This is a genomic window from Pseudomonas paraveronii (genome assembly GCF_963681955.1).
Lineage (GTDB): Bacteria > Pseudomonadota > Gammaproteobacteria > Pseudomonadales > Pseudomonadaceae > Aquipseudomonas > Aquipseudomonas paraveronii.
This window is the reverse complement of sequence record NZ_OY817130.1, coordinates 86,212-111,112: the sequence shown is the minus strand read 5'-3', so window position 1 is coordinate 111,112 and position 24,901 is coordinate 86,212. Positions and strand designations below refer to the sequence as shown.

24 protein-coding genes are annotated in these 24,901 nt (G+C 61.6%); 18 read left to right on the top strand and 6 right to left on the bottom strand.

What is annotated here, in order from left to right:
• The first annotated feature begins 13 nt into the window (after window positions 1-13).
• From U5A08_RS00545 to U5A08_RS00470, 16 genes are all read left to right on the top strand, one after another.
• Entirely contained in the window at window positions 14-1,507 is a 1,494-nt protein-coding gene (locus U5A08_RS00545) for a succinyl-CoA:acetate CoA-transferase ScpC (protein ID WP_253400317.1), read from the top strand.
• Window positions 1,508-1,825: 318 nt separating this feature from the next.
• Window positions 1,826-2,041, top strand: coding sequence for a DUF1127 domain-containing protein (locus tag U5A08_RS00540; RefSeq protein ID WP_099236514.1), 216 nt, complete (start codon window positions 1,826-1,828; stop codon window positions 2,039-2,041).
• Between the two features lie 264 nt (window positions 2,042-2,305).
• A complete protein-coding gene (locus U5A08_RS00535) occupies window positions 2,306-2,488 on the top strand; it encodes a DUF1127 domain-containing protein (protein ID WP_321849775.1) in 183 nt (60 codons plus the stop codon).
• A 159-nt stretch (window positions 2,489-2,647) separates the two neighbouring features.
• On the top strand, window positions 2,648-2,968 hold the full coding sequence (locus U5A08_RS00530) for a DUF2388 domain-containing protein (protein ID WP_247403119.1): 321 nt from the start codon (window positions 2,648-2,650) through the stop codon (window positions 2,966-2,968).
• A 106-nt stretch (window positions 2,969-3,074) separates the two neighbouring features.
• Entirely contained in the window at window positions 3,075-3,383 is a 309-nt protein-coding gene (locus U5A08_RS00525) for a DUF2388 domain-containing protein (protein WP_247403116.1), read from the top strand.
• Window positions 3,384-3,409: 26 nt separating this feature from the next.
• Window positions 3,410-3,730 carry a DUF2388 domain-containing protein gene (locus U5A08_RS00520; RefSeq protein WP_247403113.1) on the top strand — a complete coding sequence of 107 codons (321 nt, stop codon included), beginning with the start codon at window positions 3,410-3,412 and terminating at the stop codon, window positions 3,728-3,730.
• Window positions 3,727-5,688, top strand: coding sequence for a DUF7844 domain-containing protein (locus U5A08_RS00515; protein WP_321849772.1), 1,962 nt, complete (start codon window positions 3,727-3,729; stop codon window positions 5,686-5,688). Before U5A08_RS00520 ends, U5A08_RS00515 begins: the two co-directional genes overlap by 4 nt.
• 289 nt (window positions 5,689-5,977) lie before the next feature.
• Window positions 5,978-7,285 (top strand): CitMHS family transporter, encoded by a 1,308-nt coding sequence (locus U5A08_RS00510; RefSeq protein WP_253400312.1) that lies wholly within the window; start codon window positions 5,978-5,980, stop codon window positions 7,283-7,285.
• A gap of 64 nt (window positions 7,286-7,349) precedes the next feature.
• Window positions 7,350-8,117: a TerC family protein gene (locus U5A08_RS00505; protein ID WP_253400311.1), complete on the top strand. Its 768-nt coding sequence runs from the start codon at window positions 7,350-7,352 to the stop codon at window positions 8,115-8,117.
• A 211-nt stretch (window positions 8,118-8,328) separates the two neighbouring features.
• Window positions 8,329-9,987: a Na/Pi cotransporter family protein gene (locus U5A08_RS00500; protein ID WP_253400310.1), complete on the top strand. Its 1,659-nt coding sequence runs from the start codon at window positions 8,329-8,331 to the stop codon at window positions 9,985-9,987.
• A gap of 57 nt (window positions 9,988-10,044) precedes the next feature.
• Window positions 10,045-11,427: a M16 family metallopeptidase gene (locus U5A08_RS00495; RefSeq protein ID WP_321849771.1), complete on the top strand. Its 1,383-nt coding sequence runs from the start codon at window positions 10,045-10,047 to the stop codon at window positions 11,425-11,427.
• Between the two features lie 70 nt (window positions 11,428-11,497).
• Window positions 11,498-12,529, top strand: coding sequence for a DUF5924 family protein (locus tag U5A08_RS00490; protein ID WP_253400308.1), 1,032 nt, complete (start codon window positions 11,498-11,500; stop codon window positions 12,527-12,529).
• A 54-nt stretch (window positions 12,530-12,583) separates the two neighbouring features.
• Entirely contained in the window at window positions 12,584-13,732 is a 1,149-nt protein-coding gene (locus U5A08_RS00485) for an ABC transporter permease (protein WP_253400307.1), read from the top strand.
• Window positions 13,729-14,532: an ABC transporter ATP-binding protein gene (locus U5A08_RS00480; RefSeq protein WP_321849770.1), complete on the top strand. Its 804-nt coding sequence runs from the start codon at window positions 13,729-13,731 to the stop codon at window positions 14,530-14,532. The genes U5A08_RS00485 and U5A08_RS00480 overlap by 4 nt, the downstream gene beginning before the upstream one ends.
• A 1-nt stretch (window position 14,533) precedes the next feature.
• Window positions 14,534-15,472, top strand: a complete 939-nt coding sequence (locus tag U5A08_RS00475; RefSeq protein ID WP_253400305.1) for an MlaD family protein — start codon at window positions 14,534-14,536, stop codon at window positions 15,470-15,472.
• A complete protein-coding gene (locus U5A08_RS00470) occupies window positions 15,469-16,080 on the top strand; it encodes an ABC-type transport auxiliary lipoprotein family protein (protein WP_321849769.1) in 612 nt (203 codons plus the stop codon). Before U5A08_RS00475 ends, U5A08_RS00470 begins: the two co-directional genes overlap by 4 nt.
• Window positions 16,081-16,183: 103 nt before the next feature.
• Here U5A08_RS00470 and U5A08_RS00465 read toward each other — a convergent pair whose 3' ends face one another.
• The 5 genes from U5A08_RS00465 to U5A08_RS00445 all read right to left on the bottom strand — a co-directional run bounded on the left by U5A08_RS00465 (window position 16,184) and on the right by U5A08_RS00445 (window position 20,574).
• Window positions 16,184-17,413, bottom strand: a complete 1,230-nt coding sequence (locus U5A08_RS00465) for a nucleoside recognition domain-containing protein (RefSeq protein WP_253400303.1) — start codon at window positions 17,411-17,413, stop codon at window positions 16,184-16,186.
• Window positions 17,414-17,508: 95 nt separating this feature from the next.
• Window positions 17,509-18,840 (bottom strand): glutamate/aspartate:proton symporter GltP, encoded by a 1,332-nt coding sequence (gene gltP / locus U5A08_RS00460; RefSeq protein WP_321849767.1) that lies wholly within the window; start codon window positions 18,838-18,840, stop codon window positions 17,509-17,511.
• 730 nt (window positions 18,841-19,570) lie between these two features.
• Window positions 19,571-20,038 carry an inhibitor of vertebrate lysozyme family protein gene (locus U5A08_RS00455; protein ID WP_321849766.1) on the bottom strand — a complete coding sequence of 156 codons (468 nt, stop codon included), beginning with the start codon at window positions 20,036-20,038 and terminating at the stop codon, window positions 19,571-19,573.
• Window positions 20,039-20,040: 2 nt separating this feature from the next.
• Window positions 20,041-20,205 (bottom strand): DUF1328 domain-containing protein, encoded by a 165-nt coding sequence (locus U5A08_RS00450; RefSeq protein WP_084378456.1) that lies wholly within the window; start codon window positions 20,203-20,205, stop codon window positions 20,041-20,043.
• Window positions 20,206-20,283: 78 nt separating this feature from the next.
• Window positions 20,284-20,574: a hypothetical protein gene (locus tag U5A08_RS00445; RefSeq protein ID WP_253400300.1), complete on the bottom strand. Its 291-nt coding sequence runs from the start codon at window positions 20,572-20,574 to the stop codon at window positions 20,284-20,286.
• Between the two features lie 376 nt (window positions 20,575-20,950).
• On the opposite strand from U5A08_RS00445, the gene algB reads away from it, so the two are divergent.
• Both algB and U5A08_RS00435 read left to right on the top strand, forming a co-directional pair.
• The gene (gene algB / locus U5A08_RS00440) at window positions 20,951-22,297 is read left to right on the top strand and encodes a sigma-54-dependent response regulator transcription factor AlgB (protein WP_253400299.1); all 1,347 of its coding nucleotides are present in this window, start codon (window positions 20,951-20,953) and stop codon (window positions 22,295-22,297) included.
• A 10-nt stretch (window positions 22,298-22,307) separates the two neighbouring features.
• Window positions 22,308-24,095, top strand: a complete 1,788-nt coding sequence (locus U5A08_RS00435) for an ATP-binding protein (RefSeq protein WP_253400298.1) — start codon at window positions 22,308-22,310, stop codon at window positions 24,093-24,095.
• A gap of 3 nt (window positions 24,096-24,098) precedes the next feature.
• On the opposite strand, the gene U5A08_RS00430 is transcribed toward U5A08_RS00435, so the two are convergent.
• Window positions 24,099-24,875 carry an N-acetylmuramoyl-L-alanine amidase gene (locus U5A08_RS00430; protein ID WP_247403443.1) on the bottom strand — a complete coding sequence of 259 codons (777 nt, stop codon included), beginning with the start codon at window positions 24,873-24,875 and terminating at the stop codon, window positions 24,099-24,101.
• Between the last annotated feature and the right edge of the window lie 26 nt (window positions 24,876-24,901).

Here is a 24,901-nt window from a genome sequence, read left to right as displayed (position 1 = left end):
GAGATAACAATCCATGTACCGTGATCGTATCCGCTTGCCTTCGCTGTTGAACAAGGTCATGAGCGCGGCTGATGCCGCCGCACTGATTGAGGACGGCATGACCGTCGGCATGAGCGGCTTCACCCGTGCCGGTGAAGCCAAGGCCGTGCCTCAAGCCCTGGCCGAACGTGCCAAGACGTCGCCGCTGAAAATCACCCTGATGACCGGCGCAAGCCTGGGCAACGACCTCGACAAGCAACTGACCGAAGCCGGCGTGCTGTCGCGACGCATGCCGTTCCAGGTCGACAGCACCCTGCGCAAGGCGATCAATGCCGGCGAAGTGATGTTCATCGACCAGCATTTGTCGGAAACCGTCGAGCAACTGCGCAACAACCAGCTCAAGCTGCCTGACATTGCCGTGATCGAAGCCGTCGCGATCACCGAACAAGGCCATATCGTGCCGACCACTTCCGTGGGCAACTCGGCCAGTTTCGCGATTTTCGCCAAGCAAGTGATCGTCGAGATCAACATGGCGCACAACCCGAACCTGGAAGGTCTGCACGACATCTACATCCCGACCTATCGGCCGACGCGCACGCCGATCCCGCTGGTAAAAGTCGACGACCGCATTGGCAGCACCGCGATCCCGATTCCGCCGGAGAAGATCGTCGCCATCGTGATCACCAACAAGCCCGACTCACCTTCCACGGTGACGCCGCCGGACGCCGAAACCCAAGGCATCGCCAGCCACCTGATCAACTTCCTCAAGCAGGAAGTGGACGCCGGCCGTATGACCAACAAGCTCGGCCCGCTGCAGGCCGGGATCGGCAACATCGCCAACGCCGTGATGTGTGGCTTGATCGATTCGCCGTTCGAAGACCTGACCATGTATTCGGAAGTGCTGCAGGACTCGACGTTCGACCTGATTGACGCCGGCAAGCTGAGTTTCGCTTCCGGCAGTTCGATCACCTTGTCGGAGCGTCGCAACAGCAACGTGTTCGGCAACCTGGAGCACTACAAGGACAAACTGGTGCTGCGCCCGCAGGAAATCTCCAACCACCCGGAAGTGGTTCGCCGCCTGGGCATCATCGCGATCAACACCGCGCTGGAGTTCGACATCTACGGCAACGTCAACTCCACGCACGTGTGCGGGACACGGATGATGAACGGGATTGGCGGCTCGGGCGACTTCGCTCGTAACGCGCACCTGGCGATCTTCGTAACCAAATCGATTGCCAAGGCCGGGGCGATTTCCAGCGTGGTGCCAATGGTCAGCCACGTCGACCACACCGAGCATGACGTCGACATCCTGGTGACCGAAGTGGGCCTCGCCGACCTGCGTGGCCTGGCGCCACGGGAGCGCGCACGGGTGATCATCGACAACTGTGTGCACCCAGCCTACCGCGACGCGCTGAACAAGTACTTCGACGCCGCTTGTGCGATTGGTGGCCACACCCCACACATCCTGCGCGAAGCCCTGAGCTGGCACATTAACCTGGAAGAAACCGGGCACATGCTCAAGGATTGATCGATACACAGCCGAGCTGATGCACACACAGTTTCATCAGCTCGGTTGCACCACCCCCTCTCCTTGGAAAAACTGTACTGCTGTACTGGTCTTTTCCTACCGAAATATCCTACACGCCCCTTCAAAAATGCCTATTTTGCACCTAATCAGTGCAGACAGGTACAGTTGCCCCATTTCCGTACAGTACAGCCGCCATAAACAGTTAACTGGCCCCTCACAATACAGGTGAACTGTATCTAGAGAGTCTTGCGCGGGAGGAGGATCATTGGCATCAGTTAAACCACTACCTAATCCCGCCACAAGCGGAAGGATGTCATCATGGAACGTACACTCAGTTCCGATCTGTTCTTCGAAGAGAAAGCTGTAAACACCCAGGCTTCCATGCCTCTGCGCGTTATCGCCAACCTGATGTTGTGGCAGCGCCGCATCTCCAGCCGCCATCAACTGGCTCGTCTGGACTCGCGTCTGCTGGCTGACGCCGGTATCAGCGAAGCACAACGCTACGAAGAGCTGAGCAAGCCGTTCTGGCGCTAATAGGCGCTCGCTGGCCCTGACCTGACGGGTCCACAGCCAGCAACCTGATTCGTTAAGCAAAGCCCGCCCCGGGTAACCGGAGGTGGGCTTTGTTGTTTCTGGGCTTGGGTGTTTTTGCCCCCCGAACAGATAGCTTGCAGATCAACCAGTACAGTTTAATAAATATAACAATTAAGCAGTACAATTAAACATCGGTGTATCTGTATCGGTCGAAACGATCCGCTCAACATGGTCTTCCAAAAAAGACCCTGTAAGGCGCTCCCCATGAACCCACCACCCCCGCGCACCTCGTTGTTACGTCGCACTGCCGCTACGCTCGCCAGATGGCGGCAACAGGCCCACGAGCGCCACCAACTGGCCCAACTCGACCTGCGAGAGCTGTCCGACGCGGGTATCAGCCCCGGCGAGCGCCTGGTCGAGCTGTCCAAGCCATTCTGGCGTGACTAGACAGTCAAGGCGCTTTTCGAATGGACAGGCCGCGGCTTAATATCCGCTCACCACGTAGCGAACCGTGTAGAACGGGCGTCTGATGCCCAATGGCATCCACATCCGTTTCACAGGGGCCGCTTTGCGCGACCTTATTTGTTCATCTACAGGAGTCACCCCATGTCCCGTCTTCGCCTGCTGAGTGCCGCCACCCTGTTGGCCTTCGCCGCCAACGCCCACGCGTCCAGCTTCATCGTCACCACCGACTCCATCGTCGGCGCGCTGAAAGCCACCTCCGATGCGAGCTCCGATGCCACGTCCTCCCTGCGTGACAACAAGGTCGTGCGTGCCGCTCGTGACGACGCCGCCAGCTTTGTCGCCAGTGCCGGTGCCATTCGCGGCGTCAAACTGGAAAGCGCCCTCGCGCAGATCCGCCAGCAAGCGCCACAACTGAACGTCGCAACAGACGCGCAACTGGCCCAAGCCATTCTGGCCATCTGATAACAGGGCGGGACAAGGCAACGCCAGCCGCTCCCGGATGCCTCGGCGCTGGCTCTCGCCCGGGCATTGCGCTAGCCTTGGCGCTCGCTTTCAGTTGTCGAGTCCCATGGCTTTTTCATACCGCCTGTTAATCGTTCCTGTGATGTTTTCCGCCTGCTGGTCAGCATTGGCTTCGGCCTTTGATCTGTCCACCCAGAGCACGGTCGTGAGCGCGTATGCCACCAGCAAAGTGACCTCCGCGCCGTTCGATAGAAAGTGGGTACTGGCCGCCCAGGATGATGCCGCCGCATTCATTGCCACTGACGGCCGATGGCGGGGGGCTCGACTGGAATCAGCGCTGGATCGTCTGCGCCGCAGCCAACCAAAACTAAACGCCAGTGACCTTGAACTGGCGCAAGCAATTCTCGTCCAATAACCATCTTTGTATTTCGGAGTCATTCCATGCGTAGCCCGCTGATCGCCGCCGCTCTCGGCCTGCTGTTGTTGACCGATGTCGCCCACGCGCAGACCTTGAAGGCCACCAGTAACATCATCGTGCGCGCCTCCGGGCGCACCATTGATTTCACCTCGGACACCACCACCTCGATCCGCGACTCCAAGATCGTGCGCGAAGCCCACGATGACGCCGCCAGCTTCGTCGCCACCAACGGCGAGATCCGTGGCGCGCAGCTCGAAGCCGCCTTCGACACCCTGCGTACCCGCGTGCCGGAAGCCCGTGATGCCAGCGACCAGACCCTCGCCGAAGCCATTCTCGCGCTGTGAGGCGTCTCAACGCCTGGCTCCTGGCCGGGGCTCTGCTGCTGTGTGCCGGCGTAGCCCAGGCCAGCCTGCAACTGCGGCTTATAACCGAAGGGTTGAGCCCAGCCGAACAGCAGGCCAGCCAGGCGTTGATCGATGAAGCGTTGCGCTCACTGCCGCCGCGCTTTATCGAGCAGTTGGACCGGCGCATCGATGTCGGCTGGACCGACAAGATGCCCGCAAACGCCTACGGCCAGGCCTCGCTGGTGTCCGAACTGGACCTGAACCGCAACCTGCTCACCAGCCTGACCGACGGCAGCGCCGCCACCCGCAAGACCAACCGCCCCCACGGCACCGTGCGCCGGGAAATGCTCGCCACCGTGCTGCATGAACTGACCCACATCTACGACCGTGCGCGCCTGTGGCCCAGCGACGAGCGCACGCTGATCCGCCGCTGCAGCCGCCAGAACAGCATTACCGGCCTGATCGGCCTGCCCGATCAATGCCGTGGCCAGAACGACCGCCGCTTCACCTTCAGCGACGACCCACGCCTGCTGGACCTCGCCGGCTGGCCGCAATACGTCGGCCGCCGCGGTGAACGCGAGCAGCACAACCGCCAGGTCGCGCGCAGCCCGGACCTCTACGAAACCAGCAGCCCGCTGGAGTTCGTCGCGGTCAACATGGAGTATTTCCTCCTCGACCCGAGCTACGCCTGCCGCCGCCCCGCGCTGTTCCGCTATTACAAGGAACACTTTGGCTGGGCGCCGCCCGAGCAAGACACCTGCGCCAAGACCTACGCCTTCCTCAACGCCGGCAACGATTTCGCCAAGACGCCCCTGGGCCATGTCGACCCGGAACGGGTCTACGAAATCGACTACCTGCTCGCCGAAGCCAACCAGAACCTGGTCAGTCGCTGGGGCCACAGCATGTTGCGCCTGGTGATCTGCGCACCCGGTCGCCCTCGCGGCCCGGACTGTCGGTTGGATCTGGACCAGCATCTGGTGTTGTCCTACCGCGCCTTTGTCGGTGACGTACAGCTGTCGAGCTGGGATGGCCTGGTGGGCAAGTACCCGTCACGACTGTTCGTGTTACCGCTGGCCCAGGTCATCGACGAGTACACCAAGACCGAGTTGCGCGGCCTCGCCTCGGTGCCGCTGAAGCTGTCGCGCCGAGAGATCGAGGACACCGTCGAGCACGCGGCTGAAATGCACTGGAGCTACGACGGCAACTACTTCTTCCTGTCCAACAACTGCGCGGTCGAAGGCCTGAAACTGTTGCGCAGCGGCAGCGCCAACCCGCAACTGACCGGCCTGGACAACATCACGCCCAACGGGCTGCTGGAGGTCCTGCAGGCGCGCGGCCTGGCCGACACCAGCGTATTGAACGACAAGCGCGAGGCGCTGCGCCTGGGCTATCACTTCGACTCGTTCCGCGAGCGCTATCAAGCGATGTTCGACGTGCTGCGCAAGCACCTGCCGATCAAGCAGACCCAGGTCGAAGACTGGCTGTCCCTGAGTGCGCAAGAGCGCCGCCAATGGTTCGACCAGGCCGACCTGCGCACCAGCGCCGCGCTACTGCTGCTGGAACAGGCGAGCTTTCGCAAACAATTGATGCTGGCCCAGGACGAAGTCAAACAGCGCTACCTCGGCGCCCGCGAGCTGAAAAACGGCGGCATGGAGAAAGCCAACGCGACCTTGCAACAAATCCTCGCCAACAGCGGCTTCCTCAGTCGCCCGGCGGAACTGCTCGGCAGCAGCGGCTACGGCCTGCCGCAACCCTCGGAATCAAAGCGCCTCGAATCGGAAAGCGCCGAGCGCCAGAAACAGCTGCAATCCCTGACCGGCGAGCTGGACAAAGAGGTGAGGGCGCTGCTGGACCCGTCACGCTCAGCCGAAATCGCCGCCTGCGAGGCCAACCTCAAGCAGGTCGGCGAACATCTGCGCAAACTGCACAAAGCCGCCGGCGGCCTCGAATTGCCCTGAATGTGGGAGGGGGCTGGCGCCCTCCCACATGTTGATCTGCGCAGGCCTGGAGACCGTGTGTCATTTCCACCTCACCTGTTTGATCAACGAAAGCTGGCTGAAAGCTAACGCGTCTAGGATCGCGCCCACTGCCGGCAACAGACCGGCTATTAACAACAATGGTGATTCCCGATGTCCGCCCGCTCCCGCCTGTTCGCCCCCACTCCACCCGTAAACCTCGTGCCTCTCGTTCTGCGCTGACCCCACCCGGTTCGCCATTCCTTAGCCGCGCTACGCCTGGAGTATTCCTATGCTGACTTTCCTTGGCTTTGCCATGGTCATCACGTTCATGTTCCTGATCATGACCAAGCGCCTGTCCGCGCTGATCGCCCTGATCATCGTGCCGATCCTGTTCGCGCTGTTCGGCGGTTTTGCGCCGAAGATCGGCCCGATGATGCTCGAAGGCATCACCAAGCTCGCGCCGACCGGCGTGATGCTGATGTTCGCCATCCTCTACTTTGCCCTGATGATCGACTCCGGCCTGTTCGACCCGGCCGTGCGCAAGATCCTCAAGATGGTCAAGGGCGACCCGCTGAAAGTCTCGGTCGGCACCGCCGTGCTGGCCCTGGTGGTGTCCCTCGACGGTGACGGCGCCACCACTTACATGATCTGCGTGGCCGCCATGCTGCCGCTGTACCAGCGCATCGGCATGAGCCCGCGGATCATGGCCGGCCTGATCATCCTCGCCGGTGGCGTGATGAACATGACGCCCTGGGGTGGCCCGACCGCCCGCGCCGCGAGTGCGCTGCATGTGGACCCGTCAGACATCTTCGTGCCGATGATCCCGGCCATGGCCGCCGGCGTGGTCGCGATCCTGGTGATCGCCTATATGTACGGCAAGCGCGAACGTGCGCGCCTGGGTGAACTGCACCTGCAGGGCGACGAGATCGACCACAGCGAAATCAGCGTGTCGCAATACCCGGACGCCCGCCGTCCGAAGCTGATCTGGTTCAACGGCGCGCTGACCCTGGCGCTGATGTGTACGCTGATCGCCGGGCTGTTGCCGCTGCCGGTGCTGTTCATGGTGGCGTTCAGTATCGCGATGATCGTCAACTACCCATGCCTGCAACAGCAGAAAGACCGCGTCGCCGCCCATGCCGGCAGCGTACTGGCCGTGGTGGGGCTGATCTTCGCTGCGGGGATTTTCACCGGCATCCTGTCGGGCACCGGCATGGTCGACGCCATGTCCAAGAGCCTGCTGGCGGTCATTCCCGACGCCCTGGGCCCTTACCTGGCAGTAATCACCGCGCTGGTGAGCATGCCGTTTACCTTCTTCATGTCCAACGATGCGTTCTACTATGGCGTACTGCCGGTACTGGCCGAAGCCGCCAGCCACTACGGCATCACCGCCGTGGAAATGGCCCGTGCGTCCATCGTCGGCCAACCCGTACACTTGCTCAGCCCGCTGGTGCCGTCGACTTACCTGCTGGTGGCCCTGGCCGGTATCGAATTCGGCGATCACCAGCGCTTCACCCTGAAGTGGGCAGTGCTGGTTTGCCTGTGCATAATGTTCGCCGCGTTGCTGATGGGGATTTTTCCGCTGTTCAGCACTCTATAATCCTGCCGACTCGCCGCGCGGCGCTGCAGCTGGCGCGGTTTAACACTTGCTTAAAGGAATACACATGGAATGGCTGACCAATCCGGAAATCTGGATTGCCTTCTTCACCCTGACGGCCCTTGAGATCGTCCTGGGCATCGATAACATCATCATGATTTCGATCCTGGTCAGCCGCATGCCCAAGCATATGCAGGCGCGCACCCGGTTCTTCGGCCTGGCCCTGGCCATGGTCACGCGTATCCTGTTGCTGCTGTCCATCGCTTGGGTCATGCGCCTGACCGACGATCTGTTCGTGGTCTTCGGCCAGGGCATTTCCGGGCGCGACCTGATCCTGTTCTTCGGTGGCCTGTTCCTGCTGTGGAAAAGCTCCCAGGAGATGTTCCACGCCCTGGAAGGTGAAGACGAAACCCACGAAGAACCCAAAGGCACCGGTGGCAAGTTCATCTACACCATCATCCAGATCGCGATCATCGACATCGTGTTCTCCCTGGACTCGGTGATCACCGCCGTCGGCATGGTGTCCCACGTACCGGTGATGATCGCGGCGATCGTGGTCGCGGTGATGGTGATGATGCTGGCAGCAGGCACCATCAGCGACTTCATCGACAAGCACCCGTCGCTGAAGATGCTGGCGCTGTCGTTCCTGGTGGTGGTGGGTACCGTGCTGATCGCCGAATCCTTCGACGTGCATGTACCTAAAGGCTACGTCTACTTCGCCATGGCGTTCTCGCTGGCGGTGGAAGTGGTGAACATCAAGATGCGCACCGCCATCGCGAAAAAGAAGAAACAGCAGGACCCTGTGAAACTGCGCAAGGACATTCCGGGTCAATAACCTTGATCCGCTGCTGAAATGGGGCGTTCGCGCCCCATTTTTTCATCTGCAAAAAATTGATCTCATGACAGTTTTGTTTCAATCCCAACTTTAGCTATGCGATGCTGGCGCAGAGCCCATTCGCCAACTACAGCTTAAGTACAAGACGTAGAACGGCACGCGGCAATTCTCATTGGCTCCTGTTGGAGCCCACCCACACGGGGGGCCGAGCATGCTGACCTTGCTCAATCTGCTTTCCGCCGTGACCCTGCTGATCTGGGGCACGCATATCGTCCGCACCGGCATCCTGCGGGTCTACGGTTCCAACCTGCGCCACGTCATCGGGCAAAACATGTCCAAGCGCTGGCTGGCGTTTGTCGCCGGTATCCTGGTGACGGCCATGGTGCAAAGTAGCAACGCCACCGCCATGCTGGTGACATCGTTTGTCGGCCAGGGCTTGATGGGGCTGATGCCCGCCCTGGCGACCATGCTCGGCGCCGACGTCGGTACGGCGCTGATGGCCCGGGTGCTTACCCTGGACCTGTCCTGGCTGTCGCCGCTGTTGATCTTTCTCGGGGTGATCTTCTTCCTGTCGCGCAAACAGACGCGGGCCGGGCAGTTGGGCCGGGTCGGGATCGGCCTCGGGCTGATCATCCTCGCGCTGCAATTGATCGTCGAAGCCGCCGGGCCGATTACCCACGCGCAGGGCGTGAAGGTGCTGTTCGCCTCGCTGACCGGCGACATCCTGCTCGATGCGCTGGTCGGCGCGTTGTTCGCGATGATTTCCTACTCCAGCCTCGCCGCCGTGTTGCTGACCGCCACCCTGGCCGGCGCCGGCGTGATCGGCTTGCACGTGGCCATCGGCCTGGTGATCGGCGCCAACATCGGCAGCGGCGTGCTGGCCTTCCTCAGCACCAACATGCAGAACGCCGCCGGACGCCAGGTGGCCCTGGGCAGCCTGTTGTACAAATTGATCGGCCTGCTGCTGATCATCCCGGTGCTTGACCCGCTCGTGTTATGGATGGACAGCCTGGATTACAGCGCCCAAGGCATGGTCATTAGCTTCCACCTGCTCTACAACGTCAGTCGTTGCCTGATCCTGCTGCCGAGCATCGGCCCGATGGCCCGGGTCTGCGCGTGGTTGCTGCCCGAACGGGAAGAGGCCAACGGCAAGGCCACACCGCGCCACCTGGACCTCGCCGCCCTGGCCACACCAAGCCTGGCGCTGGCCAACGCAGTGCGGGAAACCCTGCGTCTGGGCGACCTGATCGACAACATGCTCACCGCGATGCTCGAAGTGCTGCGCGGCAAACAGACCGCCATCACCCAGGAAATGCGCAGCCTCAGCGACGACGTCGAGGCGCTCTACAGCGCGATCAAACTCTACCTGGCGCAAATGCCTCGCGAAGACCTCAGCGAACAGGACAACCGCCGCTGGGCCGAGATCATCGAGCTGTCGATCAACCTGAAACTGGCTGGCGACCTGATCGAACGCATGCTGCGCAAAGTCCAGCAGCAAAAAACCTCCCAGCGGCGCCAGTTCTCCGAAGTGGGCCTGGAAGAACTCACCGGCCTGCACAGCCAACTGATCGCCAACCTGCGCCTGGGCCTGTCGGTGTTCCTCAGTGCCGACCCGGAAAGCGCGCGCCAGTTGCTGCGCGAGAAACGCCGCTTCCGCGCCCAGGAGCGCCGCCTGGCCCACGCCCACGTCAGCCGCCTGCAACGCAAGATCGTGCAGAGCCTGGAGACCAGCTCCCTGCATTTGGAACTGATTGCCGACATGAAACGCTTGAACTCGTTGTTTTGCAGCAGTGCTTATGCAGTGTTGGAAACGTCCGACATCGGCGCGCTCTCCGCCGAAGATATTGCCGACATCACACATTCGCCCTGAACGTAAGACGGCCAGTGAAGTCAGTTAACACTGACCTCACTCGCCAGGAAGCCAGTTATGCGTCGCCTGTTATTCGCCTGCCTGCTCATGGGCTCTGTACACGCCTTTGCCTTTGACCGCCTGCAAGTCGAAGGCTACACCTTGCCCAACGGCCTGCAATTACTGCTCAAGCCGGGCACCGAACGCGGGCATGTGGCCATTCGCCTGGTGGTCGGCGTGGGCCTGGATGACTTCCGTTGCGAAGACAAGGAACTGCCGCACCTGCTCGAACACTTGTTGTTCAGCGGTATCGACGGCGGCGGCGAAGGCGACCTCGAAGAACGCATGCAAGCCCTGGGCGGCGAATGGAACGCCTACACCAGCAATGCCGACACCACCTTCGTGATCGAGGCGCCCGCGCAAAACCAGCGCAAGGTCTTGGACCTGCTACGGGCGATCCTCACCCGCACCGAACTGACCGACGCCCATATCAACGCGGCCAAGCAGGTAGTCGAGCGCGAAGACGGCGGCCATTACTCGCACCTGCAACGCCTGCTGGACCGCCAGGACCTGGGCCACACCGCCAGCAACCAATTGGCGGTCGAACTGGGCCTCAAGTGCGCCGAACGCGCCGAGGTCAACCAGTTGACCCGCGACCAACTGGAGCAACTGCGTAAAAACTGGTACGCCCCCAACAACATGACGCTGATCATCGTCGGCGACCTCGACAAGCTGCTGCCGGCCTACCTGGAACGCACCTATGGCCAACTCGTCCCGGTCGAGCCGACCGAGCATTTGGCCCTGCCGGAAATCCAGCACGCCGCTGCCAGCCGTCGCGACCTGATCCATGGCTGGGTCGGCAACGGCGCCAAACTGCACTGGCTGTTCCCCGAGCCGGTGCTCGACGAGCAGCATGACGAAACCTACGACCTGCTCAAGGACTACCTCGACTGGGCGCTGTATCGCCAACTGCGCCTCAAGCACGGCTTGTCCTACGGCCCGTGGAGCGAACGCGAAGTGCTCGGCGGCGTCGGTTTCCTCAGCCTGAATGCCGACCTCGAACGGGAAACCCTCCCCGAAGCCGAACAGGTGTTGCAAGACCTCAAGGCCCAACTGCTCAAGGACGGCCTCGACCCGGCGGCATTCGCCCGCCTGCAACACGCCGCCATCGCGCGCCAGGCCTGGGCCGTGCAGGGCAACAGCGCGCTGGCCGACTATTACTGGAGCGCCTCGGGCGACTACGACAACGGCCACTTCAGCGACCCGGTCAAACGCATCAAGGCCGTGACTCTGGCGCAGACCAACCAGGCCATGCGCGAGCTATTCAAGCAGCCGGGCTACTGGCGCATCGAAAAACCGCTGCTGAGCTACGACCTGCTGAACGGGATCGGCGCCGGAGTGCTCGGGCTGATCACGATTGTATTGATCGGCGTGCGCAGTTATCGCAAACGAAACGCGTAATGAGGCACCGCACCCAGGGCTAAGGCGTTATTCTGTCGGAGATTTTTCTTACAAAGACTGTGACCGCCGAATGCCGAACCTGAACCACTACATCCAGCGCATCCTCGAACTGATGAAACGCTACCCAGGGGTGATCGCACTCGGCGGCTTCATCTCGGGGGTGAGCAGCTTCATCCTGGTGGACCGCCAGCAGGGCATGGCCAGTTGGATCGCGGTCATCATGCTGGTGAGCTGGTTGTGGCTGATGCTGGAAAACAGCTTTACCCAGCTGTTCACCAAAGTCTTCAAGCGCGAAATCCCCGAACCGCTGCTGCGTTACGCCACCCAGATGATCCACCAGGAAAGTCTGTTTTTTGTGCTGCCGTTCTTTTTCATCACCACCGCCTGGAACAGCGGCCAATCGATCTTCACCGGGCTGCTCGGCGCGGCGGCGCTGGTGTCGATCACCGACCCGCTGTATTACAAGTGGCTGGCGCCCAAACGCTCGCTGTTCCTCGCCTTGCACACCTTCACCCTGTTCGCCGCGCTGCTCACCGCGCTGCCGATCATCCTGCACCTGACCACTGCCGAGAGTTACAAGCTGGCCCTTGGCGTGGCCATGGCCTTGTCGATCCCGAGCCTGGCCGTGAGCCTGCCGCTGCGCAGTCTCAAAGGCTGGGCGATGCTGCTCGGGGTCACTGCCGCCATTGGCTGCGCCGGATGGTTCCTACGCAGTTGGGTGCCACCGGCCACCTTGTGGATGACTGAAGTGGCGATCAGCACCCAGTTGCAAGACCGCACGCCGGGCGACGATCTCAAAGAAGTCAGCGCCGCCCAACTGCGCGGCGGCGGGCTGTACGCCTATACCGCCATCAACGCCCCGCGCGGGCTGGAGGAGCGGATCTACCATGTGTGGAAATTCAACGGCAAGGAGGTCGACCGCATCGCCCTGGATATCCACGGCGGGCGCAAGGAAGGCTACCGCGCCTGGACCCACAAGCAGAACTTCCCGGCCGACGCCGTGGGGCGCTGGCAAGTCCGGGTGCTGACCGAAGACGGGCAGGTGATCGGTGTGCTGCGTTTCAAAGTGACTGACACAGCACAAACGGACAACCCAAAGTAGGCTGTATCGTGCTATTACGTAGGCATTGTGGATAGCCAGACAAGCTCGGAGCTTATGACCACTCGTACCTCGGCCGGCACAGCCCATCTCGATACGTCCACCGCCCCCCCGTTACTCAGGATTACGGGGGACTGGACGCTTGCCCACTACACAAACCTGAAGAAACTGTCGGACAAGCTCGACGGCGGATACGACGCCGGTGCCCGCGTCGACCTCAATGGCCTCGGCGCCCTCGACACAGCCGGCGCCTCACTGCTGGTGGAGCTGCTGGGCCCGGAGCGTATCGAGCAATCCGCCGAGCAAACCGACTGCAGCCTGTCCGCCGCCGACCGCGCACTGCTCAAGACCGTCTACCGCTCCCTGAACGATTTCTGCGTACCGGAAAAAGCCCCGGAAGAGGCCACCGGCATCCAGGTGCTGGCGCGCATCGGCGCCGCGGTGGATGCGGTGTGGCTGGACAGCAAAAAGCTGCTGGGCTTTATCGGCCTGATCCTTGAAACCTTTGCCCGCAGCATTTTCCGGCCCAAACGCTGGCGCGTGACGCCGATGGTTGCGCATATCGAACAGACCGGCCTCGACGCCGCGCCCATCGTCGCCTTGCTGACGTTTCTGGTGGGCGCCGTGGTGGCGTTCCTCGGCGCCACAGTGCTCAAGAGCTTTGGCGCGACGATTTTCACCGTGGACCTGGTGGCGTTCTCCTTCCTACGGGAATTCGGCGTCTTGCTGACCGCGATCCTGATCGCCGGCCGCACCGCCAGTGCCTTTACCGCGCAAATCGGCTCGATGAAGGCCAACGAAGAAATCGACGCCATCCGCACCCTGGGCCTGGACCCGATGGAGCTGCTGGTCTTGCCCCGCGTGCTGGCCCTGCTGGTGTCGCTGCCGATGCTGACGTTCCTGGCGATGCTCTCGGGGATTGTCGGCGGCGGGGTGGTGTGTGCGCTGACCCTGGATATTTCGCCGGCGATGTTCCTCTCGCTGCTGCAGTCGGACATTGGTGTGAAGCATTTCCTGGTGGGCATGGTGAAAGCGCCGTTCTTCGCCTTCCTGATCGCCGCCATTGGTTGCCTGGAAGGCTTCAAGGTCAGCGGCAGCGCCGAGTCGGTCGGCGCCCATACCACCTCCAGTGTGGTGCAATCGATCTTTGTGGTGATCGTGCTCGATGCGGTCGCCGCGTTGTTCTTCATGGAGATGGGCTGGTGAGTCGCCTACACCGAGCGCCCAGCGAGGCGGTAATCGAAGTCCGTGGGCTGTGCAATCGCTTTGGCAGCCAGAGCGTGCACGAAAACCTCGACCTGGATCTGTACAAGGGCGAAATCCTCGCCGTGGTCGGCGGCTCCGGCAGCGGTAAGTCGGTGCTGTTGCGCAGCATCATCGGCCTGCGCCGGCCCAGCGCAGGCGAGGTGCGGGTATTCGGCAAGGACTTGTCGAACCTGCCGGAGCAGGCGCGCTCGCTGGTGGAACGGCGCTTTGGCGTGCTGTTCCAGAAGGGCGCGCTGTTTTCCTCGCTGACGGTGACCGAGAACGTCGCGCTGCCGCTGATCGAACACGCCGGCCTGAGCCGCGCCGACGCCGAGCACCTGGCCGCAGTCAAATTGGCTTTGGCCGGGTTGCCGCTGTCGGCGGCCGACAAATACCCGGCGTCGCTGTCCGGCGGCATGATCAAGCGCGCGGCCCTGGCCCGTGCCCTGGCGCTGGACCCGGACATTCTGTTCCTCGACGAACCCACCGCCGGGCTCGACCCGATCGGCGCCGCGCAATTCGACCAACTGATCCTGACCCTGCGCGACGCGCTGGGCCTGAGCGTGTTCCTGGTCACCCACGACCTGGACACGCTGTACACCATCACCGACCGCGTCGCGGTGCTGGCGCAGAAAAAAGTGCTGGTGGCCGATGCCATTGATGTCGTCTCGGAAACCGACGACGCCTGGATTCACGAATATTTCCACGGCCCCCGGGGCCGCGCGGCATTGGATGCCGCTCAACCGCTCAACGAGGTATGACATGGAAACCCGAGCCCATCATGTGATGATCGGTCTGTTCAGCGTGATTGTGGTGGTCGGCGCGATGCTGTTTGGCCTGTGGCTGGCCAAGTCCAGCGTCGACACCGCGTTCCAGGACTACGAAGTGATTTTCAACGAGGCGGTCAGCGGCCTGTCCCAGGGCAGCTCGGTGCAGTACAGCGGGATCAAGGTGGGCGATGTCATCAGCCTGCGCCTGGACCCCAAAGACCCGCGCCGCGTGCTCGCGCGCATCCGCCTTTCCGGGCAGACGCCGATCAAGGAAGACACCCAGGCCAAGCTGGCCCTGACCGGCATCACCGGCACCTCGATCATCCAGCTCAGCGGCGGCACACCGCAAAGCCCGACACTCAAGGGCAAGGGCGGCGACCTGCCGGAGATCATCGCCTCGCCATCACCTATTGCGCGGTTGCTGAACAACAGCAACGACCTGATGACCAGCATCAACCTGCTGCTGCACAACGCCAACGACATGTTCTCCGCGCAGAATGTCGAGCGCATCAGCAACACCCTGGACCATCTGGAACAAACCACCGGCGCGATTGCCGACCAGCGCGGCGATATCAAAGTGGTGATGCAGCAACTGATGCAGGTCAGCAAGCAGGCCGGTGCCGCCCTCGAGCAAACCACCGCGCTGATGCGCAATGCCAACGGCCTGCTCAACGATCAAGGCAGGCAGGTCTTCGGCAGCGCCGAGCAGGCGATGAAATCCCTTGAGCAAAGCACTGCGACCATCAACACCTTGCTGACCGATAACAAGAACGCGGTGAACAGCGGCATGCAGGGCCTCAACGAACTGGCGCCGGCCGTGCGCGAACTGCGCGAAACCCTCGGTTCGCTGCGCGCCATCTCCCGCCGCCTGGAAGCCAACCCCAGCGGTTACCTGCTGGGCAGCGACAAGAACAAGGAGTTCACGCCATGAAGCGTGCTTACCAACTGATCGCCCCCGTGGCGCTGGTGCTGATCGGCGCGTGCTCGATCCTGCCCAGTCCCAACCCGTCAGACGTCTACCGCCTGGCCTCGGCCCCGGCGGCCGCCCAAGCGGCGCCGGTAGCCTGGTCGCTGCGCGTGACCAAGCCGCAGACCAGCGAGTTCCTAGACAGCTCGCGCATTGCCGTGGTGCCCCGGGGTGATCTGATCAGCAGCTACGCCAACTCACGCTGGAGCGACTCGGCACCGGTGCTGCTACGCAACCGCTTCATGGACGGCTTCCAGCGCGATGGCCGGGTGACGTTGCTGAGCAGCGACGAGACCAACCTGCAGGCCGACTACGAGCTGGGCGGGCAATTGCAGGCGTTCCAGAGCGAATACCGCGACAGCGCGGTGGAAGTGGTGATTCGCCTGGATGCGCGGCTGGTGCGTGGGAGTGATCAGCGGATCATTGCGAGCCGACGGTTTGAAGTGCGCCAGCCGGTCAGCGACAACAAAGTGCCAGCGGTGGTGGCCGGGTTTGGGCTGGCGGGGGATCAGTTGAACAAGCAGGTGGTGGATTGGGTGGTGGGGCAAGGCAACACTGCGCCGAAACGCTGAGGGCCTCATCGGGAGCAAGCTCCCTCCCACATTTAACCGTATTCATCCTGACGAAACGCGGTCAAATGTGGGAGGGGGCTTGCCCCCGATAGCCATCCAAGCCTTAACCAAAGAACCAGTAGCACACCGCAATCGCCGCCACCACACCGGCAAACTCCGCCAGCAACGCACAACCCACCGCATGCCTTGCCCGCTGGATGCCCACCGAGCCGAAATACACCGCCAATACATAGAAGGTGGTCTCGGTACTGCCCTGAACCGTCGCCGCCACCAACGCCGGGAAGCTGTCGACGCCCTGGGTCTGCATGGTCTCGATCAACATCGCCCGCGCGGCACTGCCGGAGAACGGCTTGACCATCGCGGTCGGCAACGCGTCGACGAAGCGCGTGTCCATGCCGGTCCAGGCGACCACATGACGAATGCCTTCCAGGCCAAAGTCCAGCGCACCGGATGCGCGCAACACGCCCACCGCGCAGAGCATCGCCACCAGATACGGCAGCAGGTTCTTGGCGACGTCGAAGCCCTCTTTGGCCCCTTCGACAAACGCTTCGTACACCTTCACCTTGCGCAACGCGCCGACCAGCAGGAACAGCATGATCAGGCCAAACAGCGTCAGGTTGCCAAGGATCGACGACAACCCGGCCAGCGCCGTGGCGGACAAGGTCGCCAGCACCGCCATGAAACCGCCCAGCACCAATGCGCCCGGGATCAAATAGGCCAGCACCACCGGGTCCCACAGCCGCAGGCGCTGCATCACCGCCACCGAGAGCAGGCCCGTCAGGGTCGATGCGCTGGTGGCCAGTAGGATCGGCAAAAACACCAGCGTCGGGTCGGCTGCGCCTTGCTGGGCGCGGTACATGAAGATGGTCACCGGCAACAGCGTCAGCGAGGACGCGTTGAGCACCAGGAACAGAATCTGCGCGTTACTCGCGGTATTGGGGATCGGGTTGAGTTCCTGCAACGCTTTCATGGCTTTCAGGCCGATGGGCGTGGCGGCGTTGTCCAGGCCCAGGCCGTTGGCGGCGAAGTTGAGGGTGATCAAGCCGATGGCCGGGTGGCCGGCCGGCACTTCCGGCATCAGCCGACGAAACAGTGGGCCGAGGGCCTTGGCCAGCCAGTCGACGATCCCGGCTTTTTCGGCGATGCGCAAAAAGCCCAGCCATAACGTCAGCGTGCCGAACAACAGCACCATGACCTCCACCGACAATTTGGCCATGGCGAAAATGCTTTCCACCATCGCCGCAAAAATCCCGGCGTTACCGCCGACCAGCCATTGCGCCAGTGCTGACACCATTGCCACGACAAAGAAGCCAAGCCACAGGCCATTGAGCATCAGTTGAATCCCCCGAAAGATGGGGCGAATGATAGCGGGGCTGACAGAAACGACAAACCCCGGATTTCCCGGGGTTTGTGCGCATCAGGCAGACCTCAGCCGCGGCTGGCCTCGCCGACCGGCAACACTTGCTTGGTGCGCCAGTGCGGCAGGGAGTTCCAGTAGCGCTCGCCCTTGGCATCGTCGTACATGCCTTCCCAACGGGAGATGACCAACACAGCCAGGGCGTTGCCGATCACGTTGAGGGCGGTACGCGCCATGTCCATGATGCGGTCGACACCGGCAATGAACGCCAGGCCTTCCAATGGAATGCCCACGCTGCCCAGGGTGGCCAGCAACACCACGAAGGACACACCCGGCACACCGGCGATGCCTTTGGAGGTGACCATCAGGGTCAGCACCAGCATCAGTTGCTGGCCGACCGACAGGTCGATGCCATACAACTGCGCGATAAAGATCGCCGCGATGCTCTGGTACAGGGTCGAACCATCGAGGTTGAACGAATAACCGGTCGGCACCACAAAGCTGCAGATGGCCTTCGGCGCGCCGTAGGCTTCCATCTTCTCGATCACCCGCGGCAGCACGGTTTCGGAACTGGCGGTGGAGTAGGCCAGCACCAGCTCATCCTTGAAGATGCGCATCAGCTTGATCACCGAGAAGCCAAACAGGCGTGCGATCAGGCCCAGAATCACAAAGGCAAAGAACAGGATGGCGACGTAAACCAGAATCACCAGCTTGGCCAATGGCAGCAGAGAGGCGAAGCCGAAGTTGGCGACGGTCACCGCGATCAGCGCGAACACACCGATAGGCGCGTACTTCATGATCATGTGGGTGACTTTGAACATGCTCTCGGACACGCCCTGGAACATCGTCACCAACGGCTCGCGCAGCTCAGGCTTGAGGCTCGACAGGCCCAGGCCGAACAGCACGGAGAAGAAGATGATCGGCAGCATCTCGCCACGCGCGACGGCGGCAAAGATGTTCGACGGGATCAGATTGAGGATGGTCTGGACGAACGCATGCTCATGCTGCACCTCCGACGCAGTCGCCTGGTACTTGGAGATATCCACCGTACCCAGAGTACTCATGTCGATGCCCGTGCCAGGGTGGAACAGGTTGGCCAGCAACAGGCCGACCACGATGGCGATGGTGGTGACGACCTCGAAGTAAAGAATGGTTTTGACGCCGATTCGACCGAGCTTTTTCGCATCGCCTACACCGGCAATGCCGACGATCAGCGAGGAAATCACAATCGGGATCACGATCATCTTGATCAGGCGGATAAAGATATCGCCCGCCGGCTGCAGCACGTTGCTGATCCACCAGGCCTTTTCAGCACTGAAATGGTTGAGCACGGCGCCGATTGCGATCCCCAGCACCAAACCGATGAGGATCTGCCAGGCGAGGCTTAGCTTTGCCTTCTTCATGTCATTACCCTTACTTCAAGTGAACTTAAGGCAAATGCGCCAGCTGCAACGCTCGGAAGCGAAAAAGTGTGTGCATCTGCCTCCGTAGAAAGTCACCGCCGCATGGCCGAAATGGCTTACTGGCAGGCGAAAAAAGGCGCAACTATTCCCATGCAAGGGGGCGACGTCTAATGCCGTAAACGCCTACCCTATGCCGAATCGGCATGGCTTTTTTTCATAATAACTGACCGAACGGTCAGTTCAAATGCGACATTTTGCCCGGCGAATATGCCGTGAACCGGTCAAATCAGGCTCGCTTAGAGATTCAGGACACGCTGAAGGCATTCGCAAAAATGCCTGTGTATTCAGGGGGCTGTTGTCTGAAATGTCCTATAGCGCGAACGAAATTTTCTCGATAGATGGTCGCCACGACATACCCAGTAATGGTTAGTCGCGGGCAAAAAGCAGATTCTCGGCTATGGGCAGTATGAGAGGCGGGGGATGAACGTCATAAGCCCGCCGCAAGTCCAGCAAGCTCGAGAGCGTGTGAACTTGCGTCGCAGCTTTTCACCTGACCCGGCCCTTGCGCAGGCACTCCCTGTACCCGTAGGTCACGCCGATCTCGACGGATCAGAGCAACCCGGCCCCCTGGTCATGCATCACCCTTGGCGAGCGATGCAAACAGAAAGAAGCGCACGGGCTTCTTTCTATGGACGCCGGCCCCGCAGACGACAGATGCGTCAGACGGAACCTAGTACCAATTCGGATCTTTCTTCAGTTGCTCCATCAGCAGCTTTTGCATGCCTGAATCCGGCTTACCGATAAACCGGTAATCGGCGTGACGCGTTGGAGACTTGTCCGCCGGCAGGCCGGCCGGGACTTCCACCAACATGGCGTAGGCATCTTCCTTGTCATAACTGAAGGCGACGATCAGGCGCTTGTTCAGGCAGGTGTCTGCGGTTTCGCAGAGAGGCCCGACCAAGTACTTGTCGCCATCTTCTTCAACGGCATTCATTTGCTCGGCCGTGCCGGACAGGTTCATGACCCATTCCGGCAGGCGCTCTTCTTTCTTCACCACGCCTTGCCACGTTTCACGGTACTGCGGGTCTGCGCTGAGCAATTCGTTGGCCCGGGTCTGACCGTCGTTAGCGGCCATCACCAAACCGCTGCCGCCCAGAAGCAGGACGGCAGCCATAGCGTTGAGAGACAAAGTGGTCATATTCAGCCTCGGCCGCGACGACCAAAGAAGAACGAAACGATGAACATCACCAGGAAGACCACAAACAGGATCTTGGCGATCCCCGTGGCGGTGCCCGCGATACCACCGAAGCCCAGGACTGCAGCCACAATGGCGATGATCAGAAATGTGATTGCCCAACTCAACATGGTGATTCTCCTTACGCTTTTTTAGGGGTGACAGCGGTACTGCCGTGCAATCGCTCAACTCAAGCGATCTTTTGTTGCCTAGAACACCCAACGTTCCTGGGATGGCAGTTCACCCAGGGCAGACGCCTGGTCAACCATCCGCAGCTGGGGAACGGTTACATCGGCAGAGACGCTGCCAACGGAACGGCTATCAATGGAACGAAAGTGGGTCTGGGCCATAGCCGGACGTTCGAAATGCGGGGTCTGCTGCTGCCAATGCTGCAACTGCTGGCCGCCAATCAACGTGACCATCAGGGCCAGGCTGGCGAACAGGCCTTGTTGCAAGCGCACTGGCGATACACACAGTTGAGCGAGGCTTTGGCGAGTCATGCTGCTTTCTCCCGCATTTTGATTATTCGTTAGGAGAGCTATTGCAGAGGGCATGCCAGCTTTTTTACAAAATAAAACTCAATAAAATCAATCAGTTAAATATATCTGATCAACGCAAAGCCCAGCATCCTGCACGATGGCCACCTAGGCGCCGTGCGAAATGCACGATCACCAGTGGTCGGATCGGTGGATAGAAAGCCAATAGCGCACTGCCGAAGTGGCAAGAAGGCATGAAAACGCCAGCAGGTGCGGGCCTTGTAGGGATGCACGTAGATAGCTGCACGACGTTGCGTTTTATCAATCAGAATGAACCATGCAACTTGCCCGATTATTCCGGGACTAAACACCATCATTCATATTCAGGAGCGCGGGACAAATGGAATCAGCCAAGGAACTTCAAGGCCGCGTTCTTTTAGTGGACGACGAATCCGCGATCCTTCGTACCTTCCGTTATTGCCTGGAAGATGAGGGCTACACCGTAGCCACCGCCAACAGCGCCGCCCAGGCCGATACCCTGATGCAACGCCAGGTGTTCGACCTGTGCTTCCTCGACCTGCGCCTGGGCGAGGACAACGGCCTGGATGTGTTGGCGCAAATGCGTATCCAGGCGCCGTGGATGCGCGTGGTGATTGTGACCGCGCATTCCGCCGTCGACACCGCCGTGGATGCGATCCAGGCCGGCGCGGCTGATTATCTGGTCAAACCGTGCAGCCCCGACCAGCTGCGCCTGGCTACCGCCAAACAGCTGGAAGTGCGCCAGCTCTCCGCGCGCCTGGAAGCACTGGAAGGCGAAGTGCGCCAACCGAAAGACGGCCTCGACTCCCACAGCCCGGCGATGATGGCGGTGCTGGAAACTGCGCGCCAAGTGGCCGGGACTGACGCCAACATCCTCATCCTCGGCGAATCCGGCACCGGTAAAGGCGAGTTGGCGCGGGCCATTCACGGCTGGAGCAAGCGCGCGAAAAAATCCTGCATCACCATCAACTGCCCGTCGCTGACGGCGGAGTTGATGGAAAGCGAACTGTTCGGCCATAGCCGCGGTGCCTTCACCGGTGCCAGCGAAAGCACCTTGGGCCGGGTCAACCAGGCGGACGGCGGCACGCTGTTTCTCGACGAGATCGGCGACTTTCCCCTCACGCTGCAACCCAAGTTGCTGCGTTTTATCCAGGACAAGGAATACGAGCGCGTAGGCGACCCGGTCACCCGGCGCGCCGATGTACGCATCCTTGCAGCCACCAACCTGAATCTCGAAGACATGGTGCGCGACGGCCGCTTCCGCGAAGACTTGCTGTACCGCCTCAACGTCATCACCTTGCATCTGCCGCCGCTGCGCGAACGCAGCGAAGACATCCTGGCCCTGGCCGACCGCTTCCTCGCCCGCTTCGTCAAGGAATACGCCCGACCGGCGCGGGGCTTCAGCGATGAAGCGCGCGAAGCGCTGCTCAACTACCGCTGGCCGGGCAATATCCGCGAGCTGCGCAACGTAGTGGAACGCGCGAGCATTATCTGCCCGCAGGAAAAGGTCGAAATCAGCCACCTCGGAATGGCCGAACAGCCGACCCACAATGCACCCCGTATCGGGGCGGCGTTGAGCCTGGACGAACTGGAGAAAGCGCATATCGGCGCCGTACTGGCCACCAGCGACACCCTGGATCAGGCTGCCCGCACCCTGGGCATCGACGCGTCGACCCTGTACCGCAAACGCAAACAGTACAACCTGTGAGCTGTACCTTATGAAGTTAGCGATGACACTGCGCACCCGGTTATTCCTGAGTATCTCCGCGCTGATCACCGTCGCCCTGCTGGGGTTGATCCTGGGGCTGGTCAGCGTGATGCAGATGGCCAAGACCCAGGAGTCATCGATTCGCAGTAACTTCATCACCCTCGACCTGGGACTCAAGCTGCGCCAGAGCCTGGGCGACCAGTTGATGATGATGCTCGAACAACGCCCCAATCCCGAGGCACTGCAAGCATCGGAACAGCGTTACTTCGAGCTGCTCGACCAAGGCATTGCCCACGAGCAGCGCGACGGGCATAGCAGCGGTTTCAGTCAGGCCCGGGTCGACTACCAGCGCTTGCTGGCGGCTTTTGACGAATCTCAACAAGCGTCCCCACCGCCCGGCAGCAAAGAGAAAATCACCGAAACATTCAATGTCCTGCGCAACGGCCTGATCGCCGAGCACAAGCAGGCCCTGGAAAACATCAGCGCCAGCGAGCATAAATCCCGCGAGCGCGCCTTGTTGATCGCCGGGCTGCTGGGGCTGGTAGGCCTCGCGGTGCTGATCATCGGTTTTATTACCGCCCATGGCATCGCCCGACGGTTTGGCGGGCCGATCGAAGCGCTGGCCAAGGCCGCCGACAAGATCGGGCAAGGTGATTTCGAAGTGACCCTGCCCATTTCTTCAGCGGCGGAAATGAACCAACTGACCCGACGCTTCGGCATCATGGCCGAAGCCTTGCGCCAGCATCAGGCAACCAATGTCGATGAGCTGCTGGCGGGCCAGCAGCGCCTGCAAGCGGTGCTCGACAGTATCGACGACGGCCTGTTGATGATTGACCGGCAAGGCCGCCTGGAGCACCTCAACCCCGTCGCACAGCGCCAGTTGGGCTGGGACGAGGAACGTCTCGGCCAGGGCCTGGGCGATGCGCTGGGTCGCCCGGAAATGGACGATCAACTGCAACTGGTGCTGCGCGGCGGCAACCTGGAGCGGGCGCCGGACGACCTGGAGGTGGAAGTCGAGGGCGAACTGCGCCTGTTGACCTACAGCCTGACGCCGGTAAGCCACACCCAGGGGCATATCCTCGGCGCAGTGATGGTGCTACATGACGTCACCGAGCAGCGTGCCTTTGAGCGGGTACGCAGCGAGTTCGTGTTGCGCGCCTCCCACGAATTGCGCACGCCGGTGACCGGCATGCACATGGCCTTCGGCTTGTTCCGCGAACGCGCGAAGTTTCCTGCGGAATCCCGTGAAGCGGACCTGCTGGATACGGTCAATGAAGAAATGCAGCGCCTGATGCAGTTGATCAACGACCTGCTCAACTTTTCGCGCTACCAGAACGGCATGCAAAAACTCACCCTCGGCCCGTGCGATGTCACCGACCTGCTGGAGCATGCGCGTGCGCGCTTCGCCGAGCCGGCGAACGCGCAACACATCGAGCTACTGGTAGAGCCTCAGCCCGACCTGCCCCGACTGTATGCCGATCAGGTGCAACTGGAACGCGTGCTCGACAACCTGCTGGGCAACGCCCTGCGCCACACCGCCGAAGGCGGGCAGATCCGCCTGCAGGCGCGGCGTCATGGCGAGCGGGTGATTATCAGCGTCGAGGACAACGGCGAAGGTATCGCCTATGGCCAGCAGGGGCGCATCTTCGAACCCTTCGTGCAGGTGGGCCGCAAGAAAGGCGGCGCCGGCCTGGGGCTGGCGCTGTGCAAGGAGATCGTGCAACTGCATGGCGGCCGCATGGGCGTGTATTCACGGCCGGGGCAGGGCACGCAGTTCTATATGGCGTTACCACTGTAGCGATTAACGCCGGTCGAGGGCGCGCAGGATCGCGGCACTCTCGGCATCCGGCGTGCCATCGAACAGCGCAGGGCGGAAATGCATCTGGAACGCCGCGATCACATGGCGCGTGGCGACGTCCAGTTCACCGGTCTGCGGCGTCTGGTAGCCCAGGTGCGCCAACGCTTCCTGGAACCAGGTGATGCTCGGCAGATCCGTGGCGTACTGCGCCTGGTAGCGCGCCACAGCCTGCGCGTCGGGCCAGACGCCCAAGCCCTTCTCGGCCAGGCGCTTCCACGGAAACAACGGCCCCGGGTCCAGCTTGCGCAGCGGCGCGATGTCGCTGTGACCAATGATGTTTTTGGGGTCAATGCCATTGCGCGTGCTGATGTCCTTGAGCAACACCTCCAGCGATTGCACCTGAGCTTCGGAGTACGGGTACCACACACGGCCCGTCGGCGTGTCGCGAAACCCTGGGTTGACGATCTCGATCCCGATGGAGCTGGAGTTCAGCCAGGTGCGGCCCATCCACTCGCTTTCCCCCGCATGCCAGGCGCGCTGGCTTTCATCCACCAGCTTGTAAATGGTGCCCGAAGCGTCGTCGCCGATCAGGTAATGGCTGCTGACCTGACCATGGGTCAGCAGCGCCAGGGAGCGTTCAAGGTTGGTTGAGGTGTAATGGACAACCACGAACTGCACGCGGTTGTCGTGGTTGGCCGAGGGGTGGCTGGTATCCAGGCGCGGGCCGCTGGCGCAGCCGGTGAGCAGGAGGAACATAAAGGCGAAGTACACGGATTTCATGGCGGATTACGTTACGCTGAAGACGA